The organism is Streptomyces sp. NPDC056835 (genome assembly GCF_042789485.1).
Taxonomy (GTDB): domain Bacteria; phylum Actinomycetota; class Actinomycetes; order Streptomycetales; family Streptomycetaceae; genus Streptomyces.
Genome location: NZ_JBHUBB010000048.1, coordinates 25,695 through 48,222, shown reverse-complemented (window position 1 = coordinate 48,222; position 22,528 = coordinate 25,695). Strand labels below are relative to the sequence as shown.

At 72.2% G+C, this 22,528-nt stretch carries 18 protein-coding genes; 7 read left to right on the top strand and 11 right to left on the bottom strand.

Features of this window, described 5'->3' with window-relative positions:
* Window positions 1–67 precede the first annotated feature (67 nt).
* The 4 genes from ACFRMN_RS35605 to ACFRMN_RS35590 form a co-directional block, all read right to left on the bottom strand.
* Window positions 68–442: an RNA polymerase-binding protein RbpA gene (locus ACFRMN_RS35605; RefSeq protein WP_003959706.1), complete on the bottom strand. Its 375-nt coding sequence runs from the start codon at window positions 440–442 to the stop codon at window positions 68–70.
* 266 nt (window positions 443–708) lie between these two features.
* Complete coding sequence (locus ACFRMN_RS35600; RefSeq protein WP_383027925.1) at window positions 709–2,067, bottom strand: MFS transporter; 1,359 nt, start codon at window positions 2,065–2,067, stop codon at window positions 709–711.
* 72 nt (window positions 2,068–2,139) lie between these two features.
* Entirely contained in the window at window positions 2,140–2,904 is a 765-nt protein-coding gene (locus tag ACFRMN_RS35595) for a glycerophosphodiester phosphodiesterase (RefSeq protein ID WP_383027923.1), read from the bottom strand.
* Window positions 2,901–3,569: a YitT family protein gene (locus tag ACFRMN_RS35590; RefSeq protein WP_383027920.1), complete on the bottom strand. Its 669-nt coding sequence runs from the start codon at window positions 3,567–3,569 to the stop codon at window positions 2,901–2,903. The genes ACFRMN_RS35595 and ACFRMN_RS35590 overlap by 4 nt, the downstream gene beginning before the upstream one ends.
* Window positions 3,570–3,669: 100 nt before the next feature.
* Between ACFRMN_RS35590 and ACFRMN_RS35585 the strand changes: the two genes are divergently transcribed.
* Entirely contained in the window at window positions 3,670–5,169 is a 1,500-nt protein-coding gene (locus ACFRMN_RS35585; protein WP_383027917.1) for a PLP-dependent aminotransferase family protein, read from the top strand.
* Between the two features lie 50 nt (window positions 5,170–5,219).
* On the opposite strand, the gene ACFRMN_RS35580 is transcribed toward ACFRMN_RS35585, so the two are convergent.
* Both ACFRMN_RS35580 and ACFRMN_RS35575 read right to left on the bottom strand, forming a co-directional pair.
* On the bottom strand, window positions 5,220–6,932 hold the full coding sequence (locus ACFRMN_RS35580; protein ID WP_383027914.1) for a hypothetical protein: 1,713 nt from the start codon (window positions 6,930–6,932) through the stop codon (window positions 5,220–5,222).
* A 38-nt stretch (window positions 6,933–6,970) separates the two neighbouring features.
* Window positions 6,971–7,165: a hypothetical protein gene (locus ACFRMN_RS35575; protein ID WP_030355560.1), complete on the bottom strand. Its 195-nt coding sequence runs from the start codon at window positions 7,163–7,165 to the stop codon at window positions 6,971–6,973.
* A gap of 252 nt (window positions 7,166–7,417) precedes the next feature.
* On the opposite strand from ACFRMN_RS35575, the gene ACFRMN_RS35570 reads away from it, so the two are divergent.
* The 6 genes from ACFRMN_RS35570 to ACFRMN_RS35545 all read left to right on the top strand — a co-directional run bounded on the left by ACFRMN_RS35570 (window position 7,418) and on the right by ACFRMN_RS35545 (window position 16,557).
* The gene (locus ACFRMN_RS35570; RefSeq protein WP_383027912.1) at window positions 7,418–7,810 is read left to right on the top strand and encodes an ankyrin repeat domain-containing protein; all 393 of its coding nucleotides are present in this window, start codon (window positions 7,418–7,420) and stop codon (window positions 7,808–7,810) included.
* 231 nt (window positions 7,811–8,041) lie between these two features.
* Window positions 8,042–9,460 carry a HEAT repeat domain-containing protein gene (locus ACFRMN_RS35565; protein WP_383027909.1) on the top strand — a complete coding sequence of 473 codons (1,419 nt, stop codon included), beginning with the start codon at window positions 8,042–8,044 and terminating at the stop codon, window positions 9,458–9,460.
* Between the two features lie 185 nt (window positions 9,461–9,645).
* Complete coding sequence (locus tag ACFRMN_RS35560; RefSeq protein WP_383027907.1) at window positions 9,646–10,764, top strand: glycosyltransferase family 4 protein; 1,119 nt, start codon at window positions 9,646–9,648, stop codon at window positions 10,762–10,764.
* Window positions 10,761–11,954 (top strand): glycosyltransferase, encoded by a 1,194-nt coding sequence (locus ACFRMN_RS35555; RefSeq protein ID WP_383027905.1) that lies wholly within the window; start codon window positions 10,761–10,763, stop codon window positions 11,952–11,954. Before ACFRMN_RS35560 ends, ACFRMN_RS35555 begins: the two co-directional genes overlap by 4 nt.
* Window positions 11,951–12,958, top strand: coding sequence for an SGNH/GDSL hydrolase family protein (locus ACFRMN_RS35550; protein WP_383027902.1), 1,008 nt, complete (start codon window positions 11,951–11,953; stop codon window positions 12,956–12,958). Before ACFRMN_RS35555 ends, ACFRMN_RS35550 begins: the two co-directional genes overlap by 4 nt.
* On the top strand, window positions 12,955–16,557 hold the full coding sequence (locus ACFRMN_RS35545) for a hydantoinase B/oxoprolinase family protein (protein ID WP_383027900.1): 3,603 nt from the start codon (window positions 12,955–12,957) through the stop codon (window positions 16,555–16,557). Before ACFRMN_RS35550 ends, ACFRMN_RS35545 begins: the two co-directional genes overlap by 4 nt.
* Before the next feature lie 7 nt (window positions 16,558–16,564).
* On the opposite strand, the gene ACFRMN_RS35540 is transcribed toward ACFRMN_RS35545, so the two are convergent.
* The 5 genes from ACFRMN_RS35540 to ACFRMN_RS35520 form a co-directional block, all read right to left on the bottom strand.
* Entirely contained in the window at window positions 16,565–18,052 is a 1,488-nt protein-coding gene (locus ACFRMN_RS35540) for a branched-chain amino acid ABC transporter substrate-binding protein (protein WP_383027897.1), read from the bottom strand.
* 7 nt (window positions 18,053–18,059) lie between these two features.
* A complete protein-coding gene (locus ACFRMN_RS35535) occupies window positions 18,060–20,048 on the bottom strand; it encodes a hypothetical protein (RefSeq protein WP_383027894.1) in 1,989 nt (662 codons plus the stop codon).
* A 207-nt stretch (window positions 20,049–20,255) separates the two neighbouring features.
* On the bottom strand, window positions 20,256–21,131 hold the full coding sequence (locus ACFRMN_RS35530; RefSeq protein WP_383027892.1) for a biotin-dependent carboxyltransferase family protein: 876 nt from the start codon (window positions 21,129–21,131) through the stop codon (window positions 20,256–20,258).
* The gene (locus ACFRMN_RS35525) at window positions 21,128–21,763 is read right to left on the bottom strand and encodes an allophanate hydrolase subunit 1 (RefSeq protein WP_383027889.1); all 636 of its coding nucleotides are present in this window, start codon (window positions 21,761–21,763) and stop codon (window positions 21,128–21,130) included. Before ACFRMN_RS35525 ends, ACFRMN_RS35530 begins: the two co-directional genes overlap by 4 nt.
* Window positions 21,760–22,524 (bottom strand): LamB/YcsF family protein, encoded by a 765-nt coding sequence (locus ACFRMN_RS35520; protein WP_383027887.1) that lies wholly within the window; start codon window positions 22,522–22,524, stop codon window positions 21,760–21,762. Before ACFRMN_RS35520 ends, ACFRMN_RS35525 begins: the two co-directional genes overlap by 4 nt.
* Window positions 22,525–22,528: the final 4 nt, after the last annotated feature.

Sequence of the window (22,528 nt, the reverse complement as noted above, 5' to 3'; positions counted from 1 at the left end):
ACACATGGAATGTGACGCGGCCCGCGGCTTTGGTGCTGTTCGCTTGTCGTGTGCGGTGGTTACGCGGTCAGGCGGACTTCCGGCTGTCCCGCGGATGCACGGCGATGTTCATGGCGCCGGAGCGCAGGACAGCCAGCCTCTCGGCCAGCACCTCCTCCAGCTCCTCGCGGGTGCGCCGCTCCATGAGCATGTCCCAGTGCGTGCGCGCAGGCTTGCCCTTCTTCTCTTCGGGGCCATCCCCGTCCACCAGGAGTGCCTGGGCGCCACACGCCTTGCACTCCCACTCCGGCGGAATTTCCGCCTCTACCGAGAACGGCATCTCAAATCGATGGCCGTTCTGGCATGCGTACTCCACCGCCTGGCGCGGGGCCAGATCGATGCCGCGGTCCGTCTCGTAGCTGGTAACCACGAGTCGCGTGCCGCGGAGAGCTCGCTCACTCATGAATCGTGCCTCCCGGGCTTGTCGCCCACAGGACAGGTGTCGCTGTCGTCGTCATCCGGTCAACGCCCGGTCGGCGGTAAAGATTCCCGTTCCGGGTCATGCGTCGCCCGTCTGTGCCGCTGGTCATTCCAGGATTGCGTACCCGCCGGCGCCCGGTTTGTCACATCTAACGGGAGATGTCACCCAGCGTTTTCATTTCTCGACTACGCAGTAACGGTCCGCCTGGCAGGCCAAACGCGTACACTACCGCCCTTTGACTTCAACGTCTAAATCCGTTCCGGTACGGGGTTGCCCGCGGCGGCGATCGCCCGCCGTACGGGCACCCTCGCCAGCAGGACGAACCCGAGCGCGAAGAAGATCACCAGCGAGATGATCGCGTCCCGGTAGCTGCCGGTGAGCTGGAAGGCGAGCCCGAACACCAGCGGGCCCAGCCAGCTCAGACCTCGGTCGCTCATCTCGTACGCGGAGAAGTACTCGGCCTCCTTGCCGCTCGGCACCAGATGCGAGAAGAGCGAACGGGACAGCGCCTGACTGCCGCCCAGGACCAGCCCGATCGCCGCGGCCAGCGCGTAGAACGCGACCGGCGCCCCGGACGGCAGGAAGTACCCCGCTCCGAGGATGAGCGTCCAGACGGCCAGTGAGCCGAGAATCGTCCGCTTGGCCCCGTAGGACCTGGCCATTCGGCCCATGCCCAGTGCGCCTGCCACCGCGAGTATCTGCACCAGCAGCACGGCGGTGATCAGGGTCGTCTGGTCCAGGCCCAGCTCCTCGGAGCCATAGACCGAGGCCTGCGAGATCACCGTCTGGATGCCGTCGTTGTAGAGGAGATAGGCGAGCAGGAAGGACAGCGTCAGCGGATGGCGGCGCATGTCCCGCAGCGTCGCGATCAGCTGCCGCCAGCCGGAGCCGACCGCGCCCGCGCCGTCCCGCACCACCCGCCGGTCGCGCAGCCGGCGCAGCGGGACGAGCGTGAAGGCGCCCCACCAGACACCGGCCGAGGCCAGACAGATCCGTACGGCCGTCGACTCCGAGACACCGAACGAGTCATGGCCGGTGTAGAGCACGAGATTGAGGACGAGGACCAGCGCGCCCGAGGTGTAGCCGAACGCCCAGCCGCGCGAGGAGACGGCGTCGCGCTCCTCGGGGCCGGCGATCTGCGGCAGATAAGCGTTGTAGAGCACCATCGAGACCGCCAGTGAGGCGTTCGCCACGATCAGCAGCAGCGCGCCCAGCAGATAGCGGTCACCGTCCAGGAAGAACATGCCCGCCGTGGCGCCGGCCCCGAGATACGCGGCGAGCGCGAGGAGCGGCTTCTTGCGTCCCGAACGGTCGGCGGCGGCGCCGACCAGCGGCATCACCACCACCGCCACCACGATGGAGAGGGAGACCGTGTACGCGAACACCGAGCCCGCGCGGATGGGTATGCCCAGCGGACGGACAAAGCCGTCCGCGTCGGCCGCCGCCTTCGCCACCGATGTCAGATAGGGGCCGAGGAAGACAGTGAGCACGCTCGTCGAGTAGACGGAGCACGCGAAGTCGTAGAAGTACCAGCCGCGCTGCTCGCGTCTGCGCTCCGACGCTCCGTCGGCCGCCCCGTCGGCACGGTCCACGGTGTCAGCGGTCACCGGCGCTTCCTCGCTCTCCCCGTAGCCTTCCCGGCTTTGCCGGACTTTCCTGGTGGACGCCGCCCCGCCCGGTCAATGCCAGGCTCCCCGCGCGGTCAACACCGTGCGCAGCGTCTCCAGTTGATCAGTCATGATGCCATCCACACCGAGATCGAGGAGCGCCTCCATCCGATCCGGATCGTTGACCGTCCAGACATGCACCTGGAGGCCGCGCGCGTGCGCGGTCCGTACGAAGCGCTCGTCGACCACCCGGACGCCGTTCTGGGACTCGGGGACCTGGGCGCAGACGGCGCCCGGCCGGACGGGGGCCGGGATGCCGTACGAGCGCAGCCGCAGGCCCAGCACGCCCCGTACCCCGTACGAGGTGGCGAGCCTGGGGCCCGCGAGACGGGCCGCGCCGGCCACCCTGGCCTCGGAGAAGGAGCCCACGCACACCCGGTCCCAGCTGTCCGTCCCGCGGATCAGCTCGACCAGCGGGAGCTGGGCGGGGGCGGCCTTGATATCCACGTTCCAGCGCGCGTCGGGGAACTCCTCCAGCAGCTCCTCGAAGAGCGGCAGCGGCTCCGTCCCCGCCACTCTCGCCCGGCTCACGTCCTTCCAGGACAGATCGGCGATCCGGCCGCGGGCGTCGGTCACCCGGTCCAGGGTCGAGTCGTGGAAGGCGACGAGCCGGCCGTCCGCCGTGGCGTGCACATCGGTCTCGAAGTAGCGGTATCCGAGTCCGGCGGCGCGGCGGAACGCGGCGGCGGTGTTCTCCAGGCCGTCCGCCGCGCCGCCGCGATGGGCGAACGGGATCGGGGCCGGCCGGTCGAGATAGGGGTGGGGTACGCGAGTCACCGCCGCAGTATGGCCTGTTCCGGTGACCCGGTGGCGACCACTGTGCTGCCGTTGTCCGCCGCCGGGATGGCGAAGACACGCAGGAACAGCTGGGCGAGCGGTCCGATGGCCAGGGCGTAGGCGACCGTCCCGATCCCTACCGACCCGCCGAGGACGAACCCGGTGGCGACGACCGCCACCTCGATTCCCGTACGGACGAGCCGGACCGAGCGGCCGGTCAGCCGGTGCAGCCCGGTCATCAGGCCGTCCCGCGGCCCCGGGCCGAACCGGGCCGCGATATAGAGACCGGTGGCCACGCCGTTGAGCACGATGCCCGCGATCAGCAGCGGGATACGGACGGCCGGACCGTGGCCTTCGGGAACGAGGGCGAGCGCGGCGTCCATGGCGATGCCGACGACGAAGACATTGGAGACCGTGCCCAGCCCGGGGCGCTGTCTGATCGGTATCCAGAGCAGCAGCACCACAGCGCCGACGATGATCGAGACGACCCCCATCGTCAGCCCGGTCAGCTCCGCGAGACCCTGATGCAGCACACCCCATGGCTCCAGGCCGAGGCCGGCGCGTACCAGCAGCGCCGCGCTGGCTCCGTACAGCGCGAGTCCCACGTACAGCTGGAGCAGCCGCCGCGTGAGATGTGGACCTCGGAGGCGGGAGGTGATGGACATGGTGCGGCCCCCTGATGCGATGGTGGACTGATACATGTCACTCTGTGGCGGGGTGGCAGATGCCAACCATGGCCAATTCGGGGAAGGTGGACTGATTTCCATGGTGCAGTGGACTTCCGCCGTCGGCGCGGCTCAGCTCGCCCGGCAGCTCAAGACCCAGCAGCGCGGGCCCGCCGGCCCCGGCACCCGCAGACCGCCCGCCTACCGGGCCCTCGCCGACGGTATCCGGCTGCTCGTGCTCGAAGGCCGCGTCCCTGTCGCGGCCCGGCTCCCCGCCGAGCGTGAGCTGGCGCTCGCCCTGACCGTGAGCCGTACGACGGTGGCCGCCGCGTACGAGGCGCTGCGCGCGGAAGGGTTCCTGGAGTCACGCAGGGGCGCGGGCAGCTGGACGGCCGTACCGGCGGGCAATCCGCTGCCCGCGCGCGGCCTGGAACCGCTGCCGCCCGAGTCGCTGGGCTCGATGATCGACCTCGGCACCGCCGCGCTGCCGGCCCCCGAACCGTGGCTCACCCGGGGTGTCCAGGGCGCGCTGGAGGAGCTGGCGCCGTACGCGCACACCCATGGCGACTATCCGGCGGGGCTGCCCGCGCTGCGGCGGATGCTCGCCGACCGCTACACCGAGCGCGGCATCCCGACGATGCCGGAGCAGATCATGGTCACCAGCGGCGCGATGGGGGCGATCGACGCGATCTGCCATCTCTTCGCGGGCCGCGGTGAGCGGATCGCGGTGGAGTCGCCCTCGTACGCCAATATCCTCCAGCTGATGCGGGAGGCGGGCACGCGGCTGGTGCCGGTCGCCATGGCGGAGGGGCTGACCGGCTGGGATCTGGGGCGCTGGCGCCAGGTGCTCAGGGAGGCGGCCCCCCGGCTCGCCTATGTCGTCGCCGACTTCCACAATCCGACGGGCGCGCTGGCCGACGAGGACCAGCGGCGGCAACTGGTCGACGCCGCGCGGTCGGCGGGCACGGTCCTGGTCGTCGACGAGACCATGTCCGAACTGCGGCTGGACGCGGATCTCCCCATGCCGAGGCGGGTCTGCGCGTTCGACCCGGCGGGCAGCACGGTCATCACGGTCGGTTCGGCCAGCAAGGCGTTCTGGGCGGGGATGCGGATCGGCTGGGTTCGTGCCGCGCCGGATGTGATCCGGTCGCTGGTCTCCGCGCGCGCGTACGCCGACATGGGCACCCCGGTGCTGGAACAGCTCGCCGTCAACTGGCTGATGCGGACCGGCGGCTGGGAGGAGGCCATCGCCCTGCGCAGGGTCCAGGCGCGGGAGAACCGTGACGCGCTGGTGGCGGCGGTACGTGAACAGCTGCCCGGCTGGGAGTTCGAGGTACCGGGTGGCGGGCTCACCCTGTGGGTGCGTACCGGTGGACTGTCCGGATCACGCCTGGCCGAGGTGGGCGAACGGGTCGGCGTACGGGTGCCCTCGGGCCCCCGCTTCGGGGTCGACGGGGCGTTCGAGGGGTACGTACGGCTGCCGTTCACCGTGGGCGGCCCGGTCGCCGTCGAGGCGGCGGCCCGCTTGGTGGCGGCGGTGCGGCTGGTGGAGACCGGAGCGAGCACCGGCGCGGACGCACCGCGCACCTTCGTCGCCTGACGGGACTGCGGACTTGGAGGCGCGGCCCCTTACTGGTCCAGGGCCGCGGGTCAGCCCTCGGCGGGTACGGCGGCGCCGACCGGCCCCGGAGCGGGGGCCCGCGCGCGTCCGTGGCCCGGCTCGCGCTCCTGGTCGGGGACCGACCGCGCGGCGGAGCGTTCCATGGCGGTCCGGTCCTCCACGGCCTGTTCCTCGACGGTAGGGGCCTCGGCGGTAGGGCCCTCGGCGGTCCTGTCCTCGGCGGGCGCCGCGACCGCGGGGTGCCGCTCCGGAAGAAGGCTGAGGACGGCACGGCGATGCGCTTCGCTCGTCCCGTCGTCGTAGGGGTCGGGTGTCGCCGGGACCTGGAGCCTGAGCACCGGTCCGGTGCCGAGCCGCGCGTACCCCCTGCCGGGCGGGACGTCCGCCGGGGGTGTGGTGCGCGGCGGCGCGCCGAGCACCGCTTCCACCCGCGCGGGCGCGGCGGCCCCGAGGATCACCCGCGCGCGGGTGTAGGTCAGTACGGCCTCGCTGAGCGTGTCCAGACTGTCGAGCTGGTCCGCCACGACCACCGTCACATGGGCGGATCTGCCGTGCCGCAGCGGCACTTGAAGCAGCTCCTGCGGATCGGGCCGTCCCTCGGCGGCGGCCAGATGACCGAAGACGCTCGGCCGGTCCACCAGGATCCACAGCGGGCGCTTGGTGTCCTCGGGCGCGGGACGGCCCGACTGCCCGGCCCGGTTGGCGGCGATCAGCCGGCGCTCCGTCTCGCTGGCGGCCCACTCCAGCCCGGCCAGCGCCCCGGCCAGTCCGCACTCCACGGCCAGTACGCCCGTACGCCCGGCCAGACAGCCGAATTCGCCGGTCCCGCCGCCCTCCACGATCAGGACCTCACCGTGCCGGGAGGCCTGGAGCGCGAGGGAGCGCAGCAGGCTGGTGGCGCCGCTGCCCGGCAGCCCCATGACCAGCAGATGCGGCTCGGTGGAGCGCGGCCCCGTCCGCCAGAGCACCGGCGGCTCGTCCCGGCTCTCGCCGTCCGCCACGACCGGGACGGTGCGCCGTACCGCGCCGTCGTCCGTGAAGCCGAGCACGGTCTCACCGGGGGCGGTGACGAAGGGCTGGGCCGCGATGGCGGTGGACAGCGCGGGAAGCACGGTGACCGTGAGCTCGTTGGCCTCCTCCTCCCACTCGAAAAGGTACTCGCGCCCGCGCCCGCACTTGGCCTGGAGCAGCTGCTCGATCCGGGCGCGCACGTCGGGCTCGCTGTCGGGGAAGTACGGGGGATACCTCAGCTGGAGCCGGGTGAGCCGTCCGCCGGTGTCGAAGGCGTGGTCGTCGAACGCCGCACCCCACGCGCCGCCGTGGGCGTAGAGCGGATTGAGGTCTTCCGGTACGGCGAAGTACGGCACCAGCGCCTCGTAGAGGGACTGGAGCCGCTTCACCTGCGAGTCGTCGGGTCCGGTCGGTACGGGAGCGGTGTCGCGCCCCTTCCAGCCGGCCACGCCCATCAGCGCGATCAGGCCGAGCAGCGGCCCGTACGGGATGAGCGCGACGACCAGAACGCAGGCCGCCACCAGGAACAGCGCGGGACCGCGCCGGTCCTTCGGGGTGCCGGCCCACTTCTGGCGTGCCGCGGCGGCCAGCATCCGCAGACCGCGGGAGACCGTGATCAGTGGATGGAGGACATCGGTGGCGCTGTCGGCGGCCGTGCGGGCCAGCTCGCGACTGCGGGCGATCTGGGCGCTGCCGCTGGTCAGAATGCGGGGGAGTGGTCGCCGGGCCACGTCTGTCTCCTGATGGTGCGGAAGGGGGCGGGCGGGCGTCAGAACTTGATCCCGCCGATGAGCCCGGCGAGGCTCGCGCCGCCGGCCGTGATGCTCGGCGCGATGGCCGTGCCCGCGAGATAGAAACCGAAGAGGGCGCAGACCATGGCGTGCGAAGCCTTGAGTCCGTCCTTGCGGAAGAAGAGGAAGACGATGATTCCGAGCAGCACCACGCCTGACATGGACAGAATCATGAGAATTCTCCTGGTTTGAGGGGACAGTCACCATGAGTTCTTCCAGGATCACCGAAAGTATCTATGCGATAAAAGGTGCAAATGAGTGAAATGCCAGGTATTTCACTGTGCTGGCCCAGGGAGCGCGGTGGCGCCCGGGCGGGGCGCGGTCCGCAGTACCCTTTCGGTTTACTCGTACGGCGCCAAGGCCGTACGGACCAGGTCAACGGCGTGTGAGCCGGCGTGCGAGCCGGTCTGAAAGGCGGTCCACCGATGAGTGAGACACCGGATCCCGAAGTGGTCGAGCTGGCCACGAAGGTCTTCGATCTGGCCCGGCGTGGTGAGACCGAGGCGCTCGCGGCCTATGTCGACGCCGGTGTGCCCGCGAATCTCACCAATGACCGGGGCGACTCCCTCCTCATGCTCGCCGCCTACCACGGCCACGCGGAGGCGGTGGAGGCGCTGATCGCGCGCGGCGCCGACGCCGGACGGGTCAACGACCGCGGCCAGACCCCACTCGCCGGGGCTGTCTTCAAGGGCGAGGACGCCGTGATCCGAGCGCTGCTGGCCGGTGGCGCGGATCCATCCGGAGGAAATCCCTCCGCCGTGGATACCGCGCGGATGTTTGGGAAGACGGACCTTCTGGAGTTGTTCGGCGCCCAGTGATGCCCCGGGTGAGAGACGTCGTAAATGTGGTCGCGGTGGCGAAATGGCTGGGTCATCATGACGTCGGGCCCGCAACAACGGGTCATCAACGAGAGGCAGGGAAGATGGTCTGCATTAAGCGGAAGACGACGGTCGGCCGATCATGTTGCCGCGCGGTCTAGGGCCAGAAGGGTGCCACGTCCCCCGGTCGCACCCCCGGTTGCGTCGACAGCTTGATGTGAGGCTTTCCCCATGTTCGATCCAGTCATAGCGCCGAGCGGCACTCTGCTCGGGCTGTTGCAGAGAGGCCGCGGCGACGGCACGCTGCACGCGCTCGCGGCACCCCGCGCCGAGGCGCTCGCCGCCCTCAACCACTGCGTACTGAACGACCCCCGCCACGACTGGCAGGTCGAGAACCGTTCGCTCTATTACGCACGCCTGTATCTGGATCTCCACGGTGGTCTCGACGCCATCGACCACCATCTCTTCCGGGCCGAGGACCACTTCGACACCGAGGAGTCCAGGACCGGGCTCTCCCTCGCCGTACTCGGCCATCTCGCCGCGTACGGCAGGCACGACGCCCTCGATCTGCTCAGGCGGTACGCGGCGACCGGCGCCAACTGGGCCTGGGCCCTGGACGAGCTGGCGCTGCGTGACGACGACACGGGGCTGCGCTCCCTGGCCCTGCCGATCCTCGCCAGATTCCCGGCGGGACCCGAGGGTGACGCCGAGCTGGCGTCGGTCGTACGGGACGCCTTCGAGCCCCGGCCCTGGCGGCTCTGGGCCGACGATCCCCGGCCCTCGGTCGGCGCGCGGATCAGGGCCGCCGGTGAACAGGGCTCGTTCGACCGCTGGCAACGGCAGCTGCGGCCGAGCGGTCCGCGCCCCGGCTGGAGCGTGCGGGCCGTCTTCGACTGGGCACAGCAGGCCCTGGAGCGCGGCACGGAGATGCACGGGCCCGCGGCCCGCTGCCTCACCGCCGTCGCCGGACCCGACGACCGCCCGCTGATCGTCGAGGCCGCGCGCAACGGCCCCGACGGCGCCCGCTGCGCGGCCCTGCACTATCTCGCCGAGGTCCGTGACCCCGTCGTCCTCGATCTGATCGAAGCGGCGGCCGGCGGCCCGGACCGTATCGTCGCCGACGCCGCCGTCGCCGCCTTCGAGCGGATGTGCGGCGACGAGGCGGTCGACCGGGCCCGCGGCTGGGTGCACAGGCCCGACGCGCTCGGCGCGTCCGCCGCGGGCGTGCTCGCCTGCCGCGGCGGTACGAAGGACACCGCGCTGGTCCTCGGCGCGCTGCGGGAGGCCGTACGGGCCGAGGGCCCCGATGCCCAGCGGCTGTGGACCCTGGTCGACGGCGCGGGACGCCTCGGCATCGTCTGTGCCGCACCCGTGCTGCGCCATGTCTACCGCGAGACCGCCTCCTCGCATCTGCGCGGCCGGGCGGCGCGGGCGCTCGCCGCCACCGATCCCTCCTACCCCACCGGCTTCGCCGTCGAATGCCTGTGGGACTGCGAGGAGACCACCCGGGAGGTCGCCGCGCTGCACGCGGAGACCGTTGACGCCCGCGTGGCGGAAAGGCTACGGCGGCTGGCCGCCGATCCGGCCGAGGAGGCCGAGGTGCAGACCGCCGTACGCAGCAGGATGGGCCCGGACGCCGCCGCGCGGTGAGACCGGCGGCCACCGCCGCCCGCCGTCGCGTACGGCCGGAAACCTTCGCTCCGTAAGCCGGTCCGTACCGTCTGTGCGTCTTCGTCGTGTCCGGGGAACGTCCCGCGTCCAATGCTCACGGGACGTTCCCCACGCGGAAAGATCCACGTTGGCAGGGACACGCTCGGTGGGACGACAACACGGATATGCGCGTCGTCATTGTCACCGAATCCTTCCCGCCCGATGTCAACGGGGTGGCCCACTGCGCCCTCCAGACCGCCCGGCATCTCGCCGCCCGCGGTCATGATCCGCTCGTCATCGCCCCGGCGGTCGCCGGTGATGCCGAGATCGACGCACCGTGCCCCGTGGTACGCGTGCCCTCACTCCCGCTGCCCGGCTATCCGCAGGTGCGGGTGGCCCTCCCCAGCCGGCGCATCGCCGCGGCCATCACCGCGCACCGCGCCGAACTCGTCCATCTGGCCGGGCCCTTCGTGCTCGGCGTACGCGGCATGACGGCCGCCGCCCGGCTCGGCGTCCCCGCCGTCGCCGTCTACCAGACCGACCTCGCGGGCTATGCCCGTACCTATGTGGGCGCGGGCGAGGCCGCGGCGTGGCGGCGGATCCGCGCCGTGCACTCCGCCGCCGACCTCACCCTCGCCCCGTCCAGCGCCGCCGCGAACGATCTCGCCGAGCACGGCATCCCCCGGGTACGGCTGTGGCCGCGGGGCGTCGACACCGTACGGTTCCGGCCCGAACTGCGCGACGAGGAGCTGCGCCGGCGGCTCGCGCCCAACGGTGAGCTGATCGTCGGCTATGTCGGCCGGCTGGCCCCCGAGAAGCATGTGGAACTCCTCGCCGGGGTCTGCCGGCTGCCCGGCGTCCGTGTCGTGATCGTCGGGGACGGCCCCAGCGAGACTTCGCTGCGCGGGGCGCTGCCCGGCGCGGTCTTCCTGGGCCGGTCGACCGGCGACGACCTGGCGCGGACCTTCGCCTCGTTCGACGTGTTCGCGCACACCGGCCCCTACGAGACCTTCTGCCAGACCGTGCAGGAGGCCATGGCCAGCGGGGTACCGGTGATCGCGCCCGCCGCCGGCGGACCACTCGACCTCGTCGACCACGGACGCACCGGACTGCTGGTCGCCCCGCACGACACCGACGCCGTCACCGCGGCCGTGGAGGAACTAGCCTTCGCCCCCGCGCTCCGTGCGGCCTACGGCCGGGCGGGACGCACCACCGTCGAGGGCAGGACCTGGGCCGTCGTCGGGGACCAACTGCTCGGCCACTACACCGAGGTGCTCGGCGCCCGTACGGCGGTGGTCGCGTGAGCGGGCTGAAGATCGTACGGCTGGCCAACTTCGTCACGCCCGCCTCGGGCGGACTGCGCACCGCGCTCCAGGAACTGGGCAGCGGCTATCTCGCGGCCGGACACGAACCGATCCTGATCGTGCCCGGGGAGCGGGAGTCCCACGAGGACACCTCCCAGGGCCGGGTGATCACCCTGCCGGGCCCCGAACTGCCGGGCACCGGCGGATACCGGGTGCTGAGCGCCCGGCGGCGGCTGCGGGAGGTGCTTGAGCGGATCGGGCCCGACCGGCTCGAAGTCTCCGACCGCACCACCCTGCGCTGGACGGGGGAGTGGGCACGCCGCCACCGCATCCCGTCCGTGATGGTCTCCCATGAGACGGCGGACGGGGTACTGCGCACCTGGGGCGTGCCCGGGGTCGCCGCGGGCCGGGCCGCCGACCGGCTCAATCTGCGTACCGCCTGGGCGTATTCGCGGATCGTCTGCACCACCGAGTGGGCCGAGCGGGAGTTCCTGCGGATCGGGGCCCGCAATGTGGTGCGCGCACCGCTCGGGGTCGATCTGCTCCGGTGCACGCCGGGGCGGCACAACGCCGAGCTGCGCTCCCGGTACGCGCGTACGGGTGAAGTGCTGCTCGTACTCGGCTCCCGGCTGTCGGTGGAGAAGCGGCCGGGTGCCGCGCTCGACGCGCTCGCCGAGCTGCGGTCGCGGGGCGTACCGGCGGTGCTGGTCGTCGCCGGCGACGGTCCGCTGCGGGCCGGGCTGGTCCGCCGGGCCCGCGCCGAGCGGCTGCCCGCACTCTTCCTCGGCCATGTCGGGGACCGCGCGGCGATGGCCGATCTCCAGGCCACCGCGGACGTCTGTCTGGCACCCGGACCGGCCGAGACCTTCGGGCTGTCGGCGCTGGAAGCGCTGGCCTGCGGCACACCGGTCGTCGCCAGCGCGTCGTCGGCGCTGCCCGAGGTGATCGGAGACGCGGGCCTCGCGGCCCGGGACAACGCCGCGGCCTTCGCCGACGCGATCCAGGAGCTCGTGGCCCGCCCCGAGGAGGCGCGCCGGGCCGCGGCCCGCGCCCGCGCGGAGCTCTTCAGCTGGGAGAACGCGGTCGCCGCTTTCCTGGCGGCCCATGATGCCCCGCTCGACGCACCGATGCTGAACAAGGTCCCGTCGCAGGCCCAGCAGGTTCACCACCCGGAGGGAGAGGCGAGATGACGACGGAGGCGGACAGAGGCGCGCTGCCCGCGGACGCGGCCCAGGACCAGGAGCGGGACCAGGCCCTGGAGCGGGACCAGGGGCGGGACCAGGCCCTGGAACGGGACCAGGGGCGGGACCGGGCTCCGGATGCCGCCGCGCCGCCGCGCGCGCTGCGGTACGCCGCGCTCGGGGACTCGCTCACCGCCGGGATCGGCGACCCCGTCGACGGCGGATGGCGCGGCTGGGCCGCGCTGCTCGGCGCCGGCGTGGCCGACCCCGGAACGGGCGTACGGTTCCACAACTTCGCCGTCAGCGGCGCGCTCACCCGCGATGTCGAGGAGAAGCAGACCCCCGCCGCCCTCGCCTTCGCCCCCGACATCGCCTCCGTCGTCGTCGGCGTCAACGACACCCTGCGCCGCGCCTTCGACATACAGGACCTCGCCCTGCGCCTCGACCGCGTCTGCGGCGCCCTCGCGGCGCGCGGCACCGTCCTGCTGACCACCTGTCTGCCCGACCCCGGCAGCATGCTCGGGCTGCCCGCGCCGCTCGCCATGCCTCTCGCCCGGCGGCAGCGCACCGTCAACGCCGTCGTCCACGCCCTGGCGGCGCGCTACGACACCGTCCATCTGCACATGGCGGAGGCGTCCTGGGTCGACGACCGGTCCCTGTGGAGCGCCGACCGGCTGCACCCCGCCGAGCGCGGGCACCGGATGATCGCCGCGCGCTTCCACGCACTGCTCGCCGAACGGGGACTGGCCCTCGGCACCGAGCCCTCCCTGGTGGCCGACCAGATCCCGCCCAGCCGCGCGGCCACGCTGCTCTGGCTCGCCACCTCGGGCACCGGATGGGTGGCGCGCCGCTGCCGGGACCTCCTGCCCGAACTGCTGCGGCTGGCGGCCGACGAGGTCACGCACTGGGCCCGCGGCACCGGCGCCCGGCTCGATCTGCACGCCGAACTCGCCCTCTCCCGAGCGCTCGCCACGCTGTCGCCGGGCGCTCCCCTTGCCAGAATGGGGGAATGACCGGGCGCTGGGAATTCTGGATCGACCGGGGCGGCACCTTCACCGATGTGGTGGGCAGGCGCCCCGACGGAGAGCTCGTCACACGCAAACTGCTCTCGCACCATCCCGAGCGGTACCAGGACGCGGCGGTGGCCGGCATCCGGCTGCTGCTCGGCCTCGGTCCCGATGATCCGGTGCCCGCCGACCGGATCGATGTCGTCAAGATGGGGACGACCGTCGCCACCAACGCGCTCCTGGAGCGGCGCGGCGAGGCGACCGTCCTCCTCATCACCGAAGGCTTCCGGGACGCCCTGCGCATCGCGTACCAGAACCGGCCCCGGCTGTTCGACCGCCATATCGTGCTGCCCGAGGCGGTCTACGAACGCGTCATCGAGGTCCCGGAACGTATCGACGCGCACGGCGTCACCGTACGGCCGCTCGACACGGACGCCGTCGCCGCCGCCCTCCGCACCGCCTACGAGGACGGCTTCCGCAGCGCCGCCGTCGTCCTGATGCACGGCTACCGCCACCCCGCGCACGAGAGCGCCGTCGCCGACGCCGCACGCGCGGCGGGCTTCACGCAGGTCAGCTGCTCCCACGAGGTCAGTCCGCTGATCAAGCTCGTACCGCGCGGCGACACCACCGTCGTCGACGCCTATCTCTCCCCGATCCTGCGCCGCTACGTCGACGAGATCGCCCGTGAACTCAGGGGCATCCGGCTGATGTTCATGCAGTCCAACGGCGGCCTGCGGGAGGCCGCCCACTTCCGCGGCAAGGACGCCGTGCTGTCGGGACCGGCCGGCGGGGTCGTCGGGATGGTCCGTACGTCGGGACAGGCGGGCTTCCGCAGGGTCATCGGCTTCGACATGGGCGGCACCTCCACCGATGTCTCGCACTACGCGGGCGAGTTCGAGCGCGAACTCGGCACCCAGGTCGCCGGGGTGCGGATGCGCGCCCCCATGATGAACATCCACACCGTCGCGGCCGGCGGCGGGTCCGTGCTGCACTTCGACGGGCAGCGCTACCGCGTCGGCCCCGACTCGGCGGGCGCCGTACCGGGCCCCGCCTGCTACCGGCGCGGCGGCCCGCTGACCGTCACCGACGCGCAGGTGATGCTGGGCCGTGTCCAGCCGGCCCACTTCCCCGCCGTGTTCGGCCCCCACGGCGACCAGCCGCTGGACGTGGAGGTCGTACGGGAGCGCTTCGCGCGACGGGCCGAGGAGGTACGGAAGGCTACCGGCGTCAGCCGCACCCCGGAGGAGGTCGCGGCCGGCTATCTGGAGATCGCCGTCCTGAACATGGCCAACGCCGTCAAGAAGATCTCCGTGCAGCGCGGCCACGACATCACCCGCTACGCCCTCACCAGCTTCGGCGGCGCCGGCGGCCAGCACGCCTGCGCGGTCGCCGACGCGCTGGGCGTCGACACCGTGATCGTCCCGCCGCTCGCGGGCGTGCTCTCCGCGTACGGCATCGGGCTCGCCGACGCCACCGCCATGCGTGAGCAGTCCGTCGAGGCCGAGCTGACCGAACCGGCCCTGCGCCGGGTGCGCGAGCTGTGCGACTCGCTCGCCGGGCGCACCCGCGCCGAGCTGCGCGCCGACTCCGTCCCGGACGAGGCGATCACCACGCGCGCGCGTGTGCTGCTGCGGTACGCCGGAACGGACGCGAGCCTGCCCGTACCCCTGGCCGGAGTCGCGGCCATGACCTCGGACTTCGTGGCCGAACACCTCGCGCGCTACGCCTTCACCATGGACAAACCGCTGGTGGTGGAGGCGGTATCGGTCGAGGCCGTCGGCGCGTCGGGTCCGCACGTCCCGTACGCGCCCACGCCGTCCACCACGGCCGGTGGGGGCGAGCCGTACGCGACCGTCGGGATGTTCACCGGCGGCCGGGTCCAGGACACCCCGCTGTACCGCCGCGAGGATCTGCGCACGGGCGACACCGTGACCGGGCCCGCCGTGATCGCGGAGGCCGACGCCACGACCGTCGTAGAACCGGGCTGGCAGGCGGCTCCGGGGGAGCGGGGACATCTGCTGCTCACGCGCGTACGGCCACGCCCCACGCGGGTCGCGGTCGGCACGGACGTCGACCCCGTCCTGCTGGAGGTCTTCAACAACCTCTTCATGGCGATCGCCGAACAGATGGGCGTGCGCCTGGAGAACACCGCCCACTCCGTCAACATCAAGGAGCGGCTTGACTTCTCCTGCGCGCTCTTCGACTCCGACGGCAATCTGATCGCCAACGCGCCCCATATCCCCGTCCATCTGGGCTCGATGGGCGAGTCCATCAAGGAAGTGCTCCGGCGCGACGAGGGCGCGCTGCGGCCCGGCGATGTGTACGCCATCAACGACCCGTACCACGGCGGCACCCATCTGCCCGATGTGACCGTCGTGACACCCGTCTTCGACGAACGGGGCGAGACCCTGGAGTTCCTGGTGGCCTCGCGCGGCCACCACGCCGAGATCGGCGGCATCACCCCCGGTTCCATGCCCGCCTTCAGCACCACCATCGACGAGGAGGGCGTGCTCTTCGACAACTGGCTGCTCGTCAGGGACGGCCGGCTGCGCGAGGCCGAGACCCGGCGACTGCTCACCACCGCCCGCTACCCTTCCCGCGACCCGGACACCAATCTCGCCGACCTGCGCGCCCAGATCGCCGCGAACGAGAAGGGCATCGCCGAACTGCGCCGTATGACCGACGAGTTCGGCACCGACGTCGTCCAGGCGTACATGGGGCATGTGCGGCGCAACGCCGAGGAGTCCGTGCGCCGGATCGTCGCCGGGCTGTACGACGGCGCGTACCGCTACGAGACCGACGGCGGCGCGGTGATCGAGGTGGCGGTCCGGGTCGACCGGGAAACGCGTTCCGCCGTCATCGACTTCACCGGCAGCTCGCCACAGCTGCCCGGCAACTTCAACGCGCCCAAGTCCGTGGTGATGGCCGCCGTGCTCTATGTCTTCCGCACGCTCGTCGCCGACGACATCCCGCTCAACAGCGGCTGTCTGGAACCCCTGGACGTACGGGTACCGGAAGGATCGATGCTCTCGCCCGCCCCTCCGGCGGCCACCGTCGCCGGCAATGTCGAGACCTCCCAGGCCGTCACCGGCGCGCTGTACGCCGCCCTCGGAGTACAGGCGGAGGGCTCGGGCACCATGAACAACCTCACTTTCGGCAATGACCGGGTGCAGTACTACGAAACCGTGGCCAGCGGCTCCGGCGCGGGCGACGGCTTCGACGGAGCGGACGCCGTACAGACCCATATGACCAACTCCCGGCTCACCGACCCGGAGGTACTGGAGTGGCGCTATCCGGTACGGGTCGACGCGTTCGCCGTACGGGACGGCAGCGGCGGCAGCGGGCACTGGCACGGCGGCGACGGCGTCGAGCGGCGGCTGCGCTTCCTGGAGCCGATGACGGTCACGCTGCTGACCGGCCACCGCCGGGTCCCGCCGTACGGCATGGCGGGCGGCGGACCCGGCGCGCTCGGAAGCAACGCGGTGGAGCGCGCGGACGGTACGGTCACCCCGCTGCGGGGCGTCGACTCGGCGGAGGTGGGCCCCGATGACGTACTGGTCATGCGGACGCCGGGCGGTGGCGGCTACGGGACCGCGCCCCGCTGACGCCGGGTCACTGCCCCTCGGGGGGCTTGCCCACGGCGGACGAGACCTCGACGAGTTCGGCGCGGCCCCGCGCGTTGAGGCTGAGGATCGGGACGGCCTTGTCGCGCGGATTGCCGTTGCTCTGGAAGGAGATGAACCCGCTCGCCCCGGCCACCTGCTGCGGTCCGTTCATCTGCTGGAACATCCGGCCCACCGTGCGCCCGGTCACCGCGCCGGGGCCGCCCGCCGCCATCCGTACGCCCTCGGCCGCGGTCAGGACCGCGTCATGGGCCATGAGGTCCTGGCCGTCGTAGCGGTCGTCGTCCGGAAACCACTCGTCCAGCAGACCGCCCTTCTGGAAGTACCGCGCGGAGCGTTCGGAGACCCGCTTGGGATCGGCCCGCCACATGTCGCGGTGGGCCAGCCCCGTGAAGAACACCTGAACGTCGTTCTCGACGGCGTGCGCGATCTGCTCCCGGTCCAGGTTCGACGTGTCGTCACCGGCGAGGACCGTGAACGTATGGTCCGTACAGCTGCGGTTGGCCAGCGAATCCAGGAAGTTGGTGAGATGCCGGCCACGGCCCGCGAAGTAGATGACCTGCGGCCGTGTGTCGCACAGCTGCGCGGGGAAATAGCGCAGCTCGTTCTTCCACGCGCCGCCGGGCACCGACGAGTCGAACGTCATCCGCTCCGCCACCAGCCGGTGGCCGCTCTTCCTGTCGGGGAACGCCTCGGTGAAGGCGTTGCCCAGGGTGGCGGCGTACAGATTGGCCTTGGCGGCGTCCTGGACGACCACCGCCGTACGGAGCTTCGTGGACCGCTTCAGATAGGCCGCCGCGGCGTACGCCTCGTCGACATTGGTGGGCGAGACCCGTACGAAGTCGGTGATGCCCTGGATATTGGTGGCGGTCATGGTGCTGGCGACGGTGGCGAGGCCGCTCTCGGAGAGCTTCCTCAGCGCCTCCAGATTCCGGGCGGTGCTGGGGCCGAGACCGGTGACGGCCACCAGCTTGTCGGGGGAGTCCTTCCGGTCGATCAGCTCGTCCACGGTGTGCTCCCAGTGCGCCGAGCTGCTGCCGGAGTTGGCGATCAGCAGCCGGATCCTGGGCGAGGAGGCGAGATCGCCGCGGTTGTGCCGGTACTGCGCGAGATAGGCGCCCTCCAGCTCGTGCCGTACCGAGTCCTCGGAGTTGCTGTCGTCGTTGGTGAGCGTGAAGGAGGTCAGATAGGCGACGCTGACATACGGCTCCTTCTCGGCCTCCTCGCTGACCAGGTCGTTCTCGTCCTTGATCTTCTTCACCACCGCGGCGAGACGTTCCGTGAAGTGGTACGAGCCGTCGGTGACACCGACGCACTCCTTGTCCTCGCCCCGCTTGACGACACCGTCGTCGCACCGGGCCAGCACGTCCCCGATCCAGCCGACGCCCAGCGGGACCGCCACCGCGAGTACGGCGACGACGACCACCCCGATCACCACGCGGCGCACGATGTGCAGCGGCCATTCGAGTCTGCGCATCCCACTCTCACCCCTCGCTCGTGGACGTCAGCGGATGGCGCCAGTGGCGATAGCGTTCCGCCTCGTTGAACAGCGCCACGACATCGTTCCTCCGCAGCCGCGACAGCTGGTTGAAACCGTCCGCGATCAGATCGTTCAGCCGCATCCCGGGGTCGGCGAGCGGATCGCTCCACACCCAGCGGGTGATGATCAGCTCCCGGATCACCGCCGCGGTGGTGACCGCCTCACCGGGCTCGGCCGGACCGAGCCCGGCGAGCAGGTCCAGCGGACCGCCCGTGGAGACCAGCCGGTTGGGCGCCGCCGTGATCGCGTTGAACTCACTGATCCACTGCGCCGTGGGCACCCCGGGGAAGCGCCCGACCAGATGGGCGGTCACCTCGTCGATCCGCCCCCAGGCCAGCCGGTGGTACATCTCCTGGACCGTGCGCCCCACGGAGCCGAAGTGCTCGGCGAGGAGTTCGTGCACGGTGTCCCAGTCGTCGGGGCGCCGGGCCAGCCGCCACAGCAGCAGCCGCCGCGGCCAGGGGTGGAGGGCCGGCGTCACGCCTCCCGGGCTGAGCAGCAGCCAGCGGGCGCGCATCTCGCCGAAGAGCGAGTCCCCGGGGCTGAGCACCCGCGTACCGATCGACAGATCACGCGCGGCGGCGCACTCGGCGAGCGTGGCGCGCCGCGGCTCGTCGATGCCCTGGAGCAGATGGTCGAGCGCGGCGTCGGCGAGCGTGACCGTCTCCTCGCCCTCGCGCAGCGTCCGGTCGGGCAGTCCGCGCAGCCAGCGGTCCTGCCCGGGGCCGTCCTCGGCCGGTACGCCGGAGTGCCGCAGCACCTCAAGGACCTGGTGCACCGCGCTCGGCAGCCCGCAGGTCAGCCGGTGCACGAAGGGCGCGAGGCGGGTGAAGGGCGCCAGATCGGGGTGGCGGCGCAGCTCCAGCTCGATACGGATACGGACCTCGTCGAGGTTGAGATCCCGCAGCCGCAGGGGATACCACCAGGTGTCGTCACTGTCGCGGGTCGGCCGGTGCTCGCTCCAGTCCGCGAGAGAGGCCCGGTCCGGGCCGCGCAGCTGCCAGGGCCACTGATCGCCGGTCGCCGGACCCCAGCGGGGCAGCCAGCGGTTGGAGCTGGCCACGATGGTCAGCGGGTCGCAGGAGAGCCCCGCCACCACGGTGTCGTCGTGCCGGGCGCGGATCAGCAGATCGAGGAAGCGACGGCCGTACTCCGAATGGGAGTTGTCGAGCAGCAGCAGATACGAGCGGGGCATGAACGAGTGGTCCGCGTTGTCCCGCAGATCCGCCAGGAACGCCGAGAAGAGCACGCGGTCCAGTCGCTCCTCGTCCTCCGCGTCGCCGTCGTGCCGCCAGAGATTGAGCTCGACCAGCGCCTCCCACGGGTCCTGGCTCCGGATGAGCGGATGGCCCCCGTACCACGCGGCGCTTCCGGTGAACTTACGGCCGGGCAGCCGGCGACGGCCGCGCCGCAGGGCGTCCCGCAGCAGCGCGAGCGCGGCGGTCGACGCGCCGTCGGGGGCTCCCACGGCGCCGCCGGCCACCTCGAAGAAGGCCGCCAGATAGTCGCCGTACCGGGCCTCGGCCCGTTCCTGGAACGCGTCCAGCTCCCGCCGGATGGTGCGCCGCCCCTCGGCCAGGCTGGTCATCCGCAGATCATGGTCGGAGGCGAGCAGTCCGAGGGTGAGCCGGGGGAAGTGCGAGCGGCGGTAACGCGGCAGTTTCCGTTCGAGCTGCCGGGCGAGCAGCCCCAGGCCGTAGCGCGGCAGCAGCCCGTGCTCGGAGGCGAGATTGACATAGGCGAACGGGCTCTCGGGGCCGAACTGCTCCATCAGCGCGCTGTGCGCCTCGCTGGCACCGCTGCCGCGCGGGCCGAGCAGCATCGTCACCGGCCGTTCCGCGGTGGGCGGCTGTCTCAGACACTCGTCGACGAGGGAGATGATCCCGTTACGGCCCCTGAGGCCCATGCGCACTCCGGACTCCGTCACGCGCATCAGCCCCCCCGAGCCACCCGCCCCGCACAAGTGGGGCGACACCGTCAAGTCTACCGGAGAGCCTTACAACTACTCCTGATTGTACGGAGGTTGATGAGATGCGCGGTGAACTTGCCCGGATCGGGCCGCCGCGTACACGGGCTCCCCGCCACTTTGAGGCCGGCCGACGGCCCTCTCGGCGTCACCCGGAGGACCGGTGCCGTACCACTACGCACCGCGCGGGCGTCCCCGGACGAACCGCACGGGCGTCCCCGGCGCGGCCTGCGCCGCCGCCGGGAGATCGCGCTCCGCCACGACCGCGATCACCGGATAGCCGCCGGTCGTCGGACGGTCGGCGAGGAAGACCAGCGGCCGGCCGTCGGGCGGCACCTGCACGGCCCCCGTCACGATGCCCTCGCTGGGCAGCTCGGCCGGGACGGCACGCTCCAGGGGCGGGCCCTCCGTACGCAGGCCGATACGGTTGCTCGCGGCCGATACCCGGTAGACGCGCGTGGCCAGCGTGCGCAGGGCCGCGCCCGTGAACCAGTCGTCGCGCGGCCCGAGCCGTATCCGCAGCACCAGTTCGGCGGGCGGGGCCGGTGTGGGTACCGCGTCGACCGGCGCCGCGCTCCCCGTCACCGCGCCCAGCGGCAGGACCGTACCGTCGCGCAGCGGCGCAGGACCGAGGCCCGACAGCAGATCCGTCGACCGGCTGCCGAGCACCGGCTCCACCGCCACCCCACCGCCGAACGCCACATAACTGCGGACCCCGGAAACGACCCTTCCGACCTCCAGCAGCGCGCCCGCGGGCACCCGCACGGGAGCGCCCCAGGGAGCGGGGCGCCCGTCGACCAGGACCGGGCACGGCGCTCCGGCGACCGCCGCGGTCACCGCGCAGCGCGGCCGTACCGCGACGCCGTCCAGCGTCGTCTCCAGCGCCGCGGCGCCCTCCGGATTGCCCACCAGCCGGTTGACCAGCCGCAGCGCCGGCGGATCGAGGGCCCCGGAGCGCGGCACCCCCAGATGGGCGTGCCCGAACCGGCCGAGGTCCTGCACGGTGGTCAGCGCCCCGGACCGTACGACGGAGAGCGCCCGGTCCGTCATCGTCCGGCCGCCGTCGCCGCGGCCGCCGCCACGAAGCGCACCCGCGTCCCGGGCGCGAGCAGCGCCGCAGGCACCCGCGCCGGGTCCCACAGGACGGTGTCCGTCGTCCCGATCAGCTGCCACCCGCCGGGCGAGGAGCGCGGATACACCCCGGTGTACGGGCCCGCGAGAGCGACCGAACCCGGCGGGACGGCGGTACGGGGAGTGGGCCTGCGGGGTACGGCGTACGGCGCGGGCAGCCCGGTGAGATAGCCGAAGCCCGGCGCGAACCCGCAGAAGGCGACCCGGAATTCGGCCGCCGAGTGGATCCGCGCCACCTCCTCGGCCGGCACACCCCACAGCGCGGCGACCTCCGCCAGATCCGGACCGTCGTAGCGGACCGGCAGTTCCACGGTGTCCGGCACGCGCGCGTCCGGCGCCTCGGACCGCCAGCCGTCCAGCCCGGCGGCGAAGCGCGCCGGATCCTCCAGGCCGTCGAGCAGTACGGTACGAGCCGCGGGGACGATCTCCCGCACCGGCGGCAGGACGCCCGCGGCGCGGCGGCGCAGCAACTCGGCGTGGAACGCCGCCGTCTCCTCGCCGTCGGCCAGTTCGATCAGGAGCGCCCGGTCGCCGACCGGCAGCGCCCTCATACGAAGGACTCCACCCGGACACCGGCGGCCTCCAGCCGGTGGCGCACCCGGCGGGCGAGATCCACCGCGCCGGGGGTGTCGCCGTGCAGGCAGAGCGAGCGGGCGCGGACGCCGACGGACCGTCCGTACAGGGAGGTCACCACGCCGAACCGGGCCATGGAGACGGACCGTTCCACCACCGCGGAGGCGTCCGTGATCACGGCGCCGTCCTGCCCGCGCGGCACGAGCGTGCCCTCCGAGGTGTAGGCCCGGTCGGCGAACGCCTCGGTGACGGTGGGCAGTCCGGCCTTCTCCGCCACGTCATGGAGCAGGGAGCCGGGCAGCCCGAGCAGCGGCAGTCGCTCACCGGTCAGCAGCACGCCCTCCACGACGGCCTCGGCCTGCTCCGCGTCATGGACCACCCTGTTGTAGAGGGCGCCATGCGGTTTGACATAGGCGACATGGGCGCCCGCCGCCTTCGCGAACACCTCCAGCGCGCCGATCTGGTAGGCGACCTCGGCGGCCAGCTCGTCCGCGGGCACCTCCATCGAGCGGCGGCCGAAGCCGGCCAGATCGCGGTACGAGACCTGGGCGCCGATCCGGACCCCGCGCTCGACGGCCCAGCCGCAGACCCGCCGCATGGTGGCCGCGTCCCCGGCGTGAAAGCCGCACGCCACATTGGCGCTGGTGACGACGGAGAGCAGTTCCTCGTCCTCGGTCAGCCGCCAGTGGCCGAAGCCCTCGCCGAGGTCGGCGTTGAGATCGATGGACGCCCAGGTCATGGAG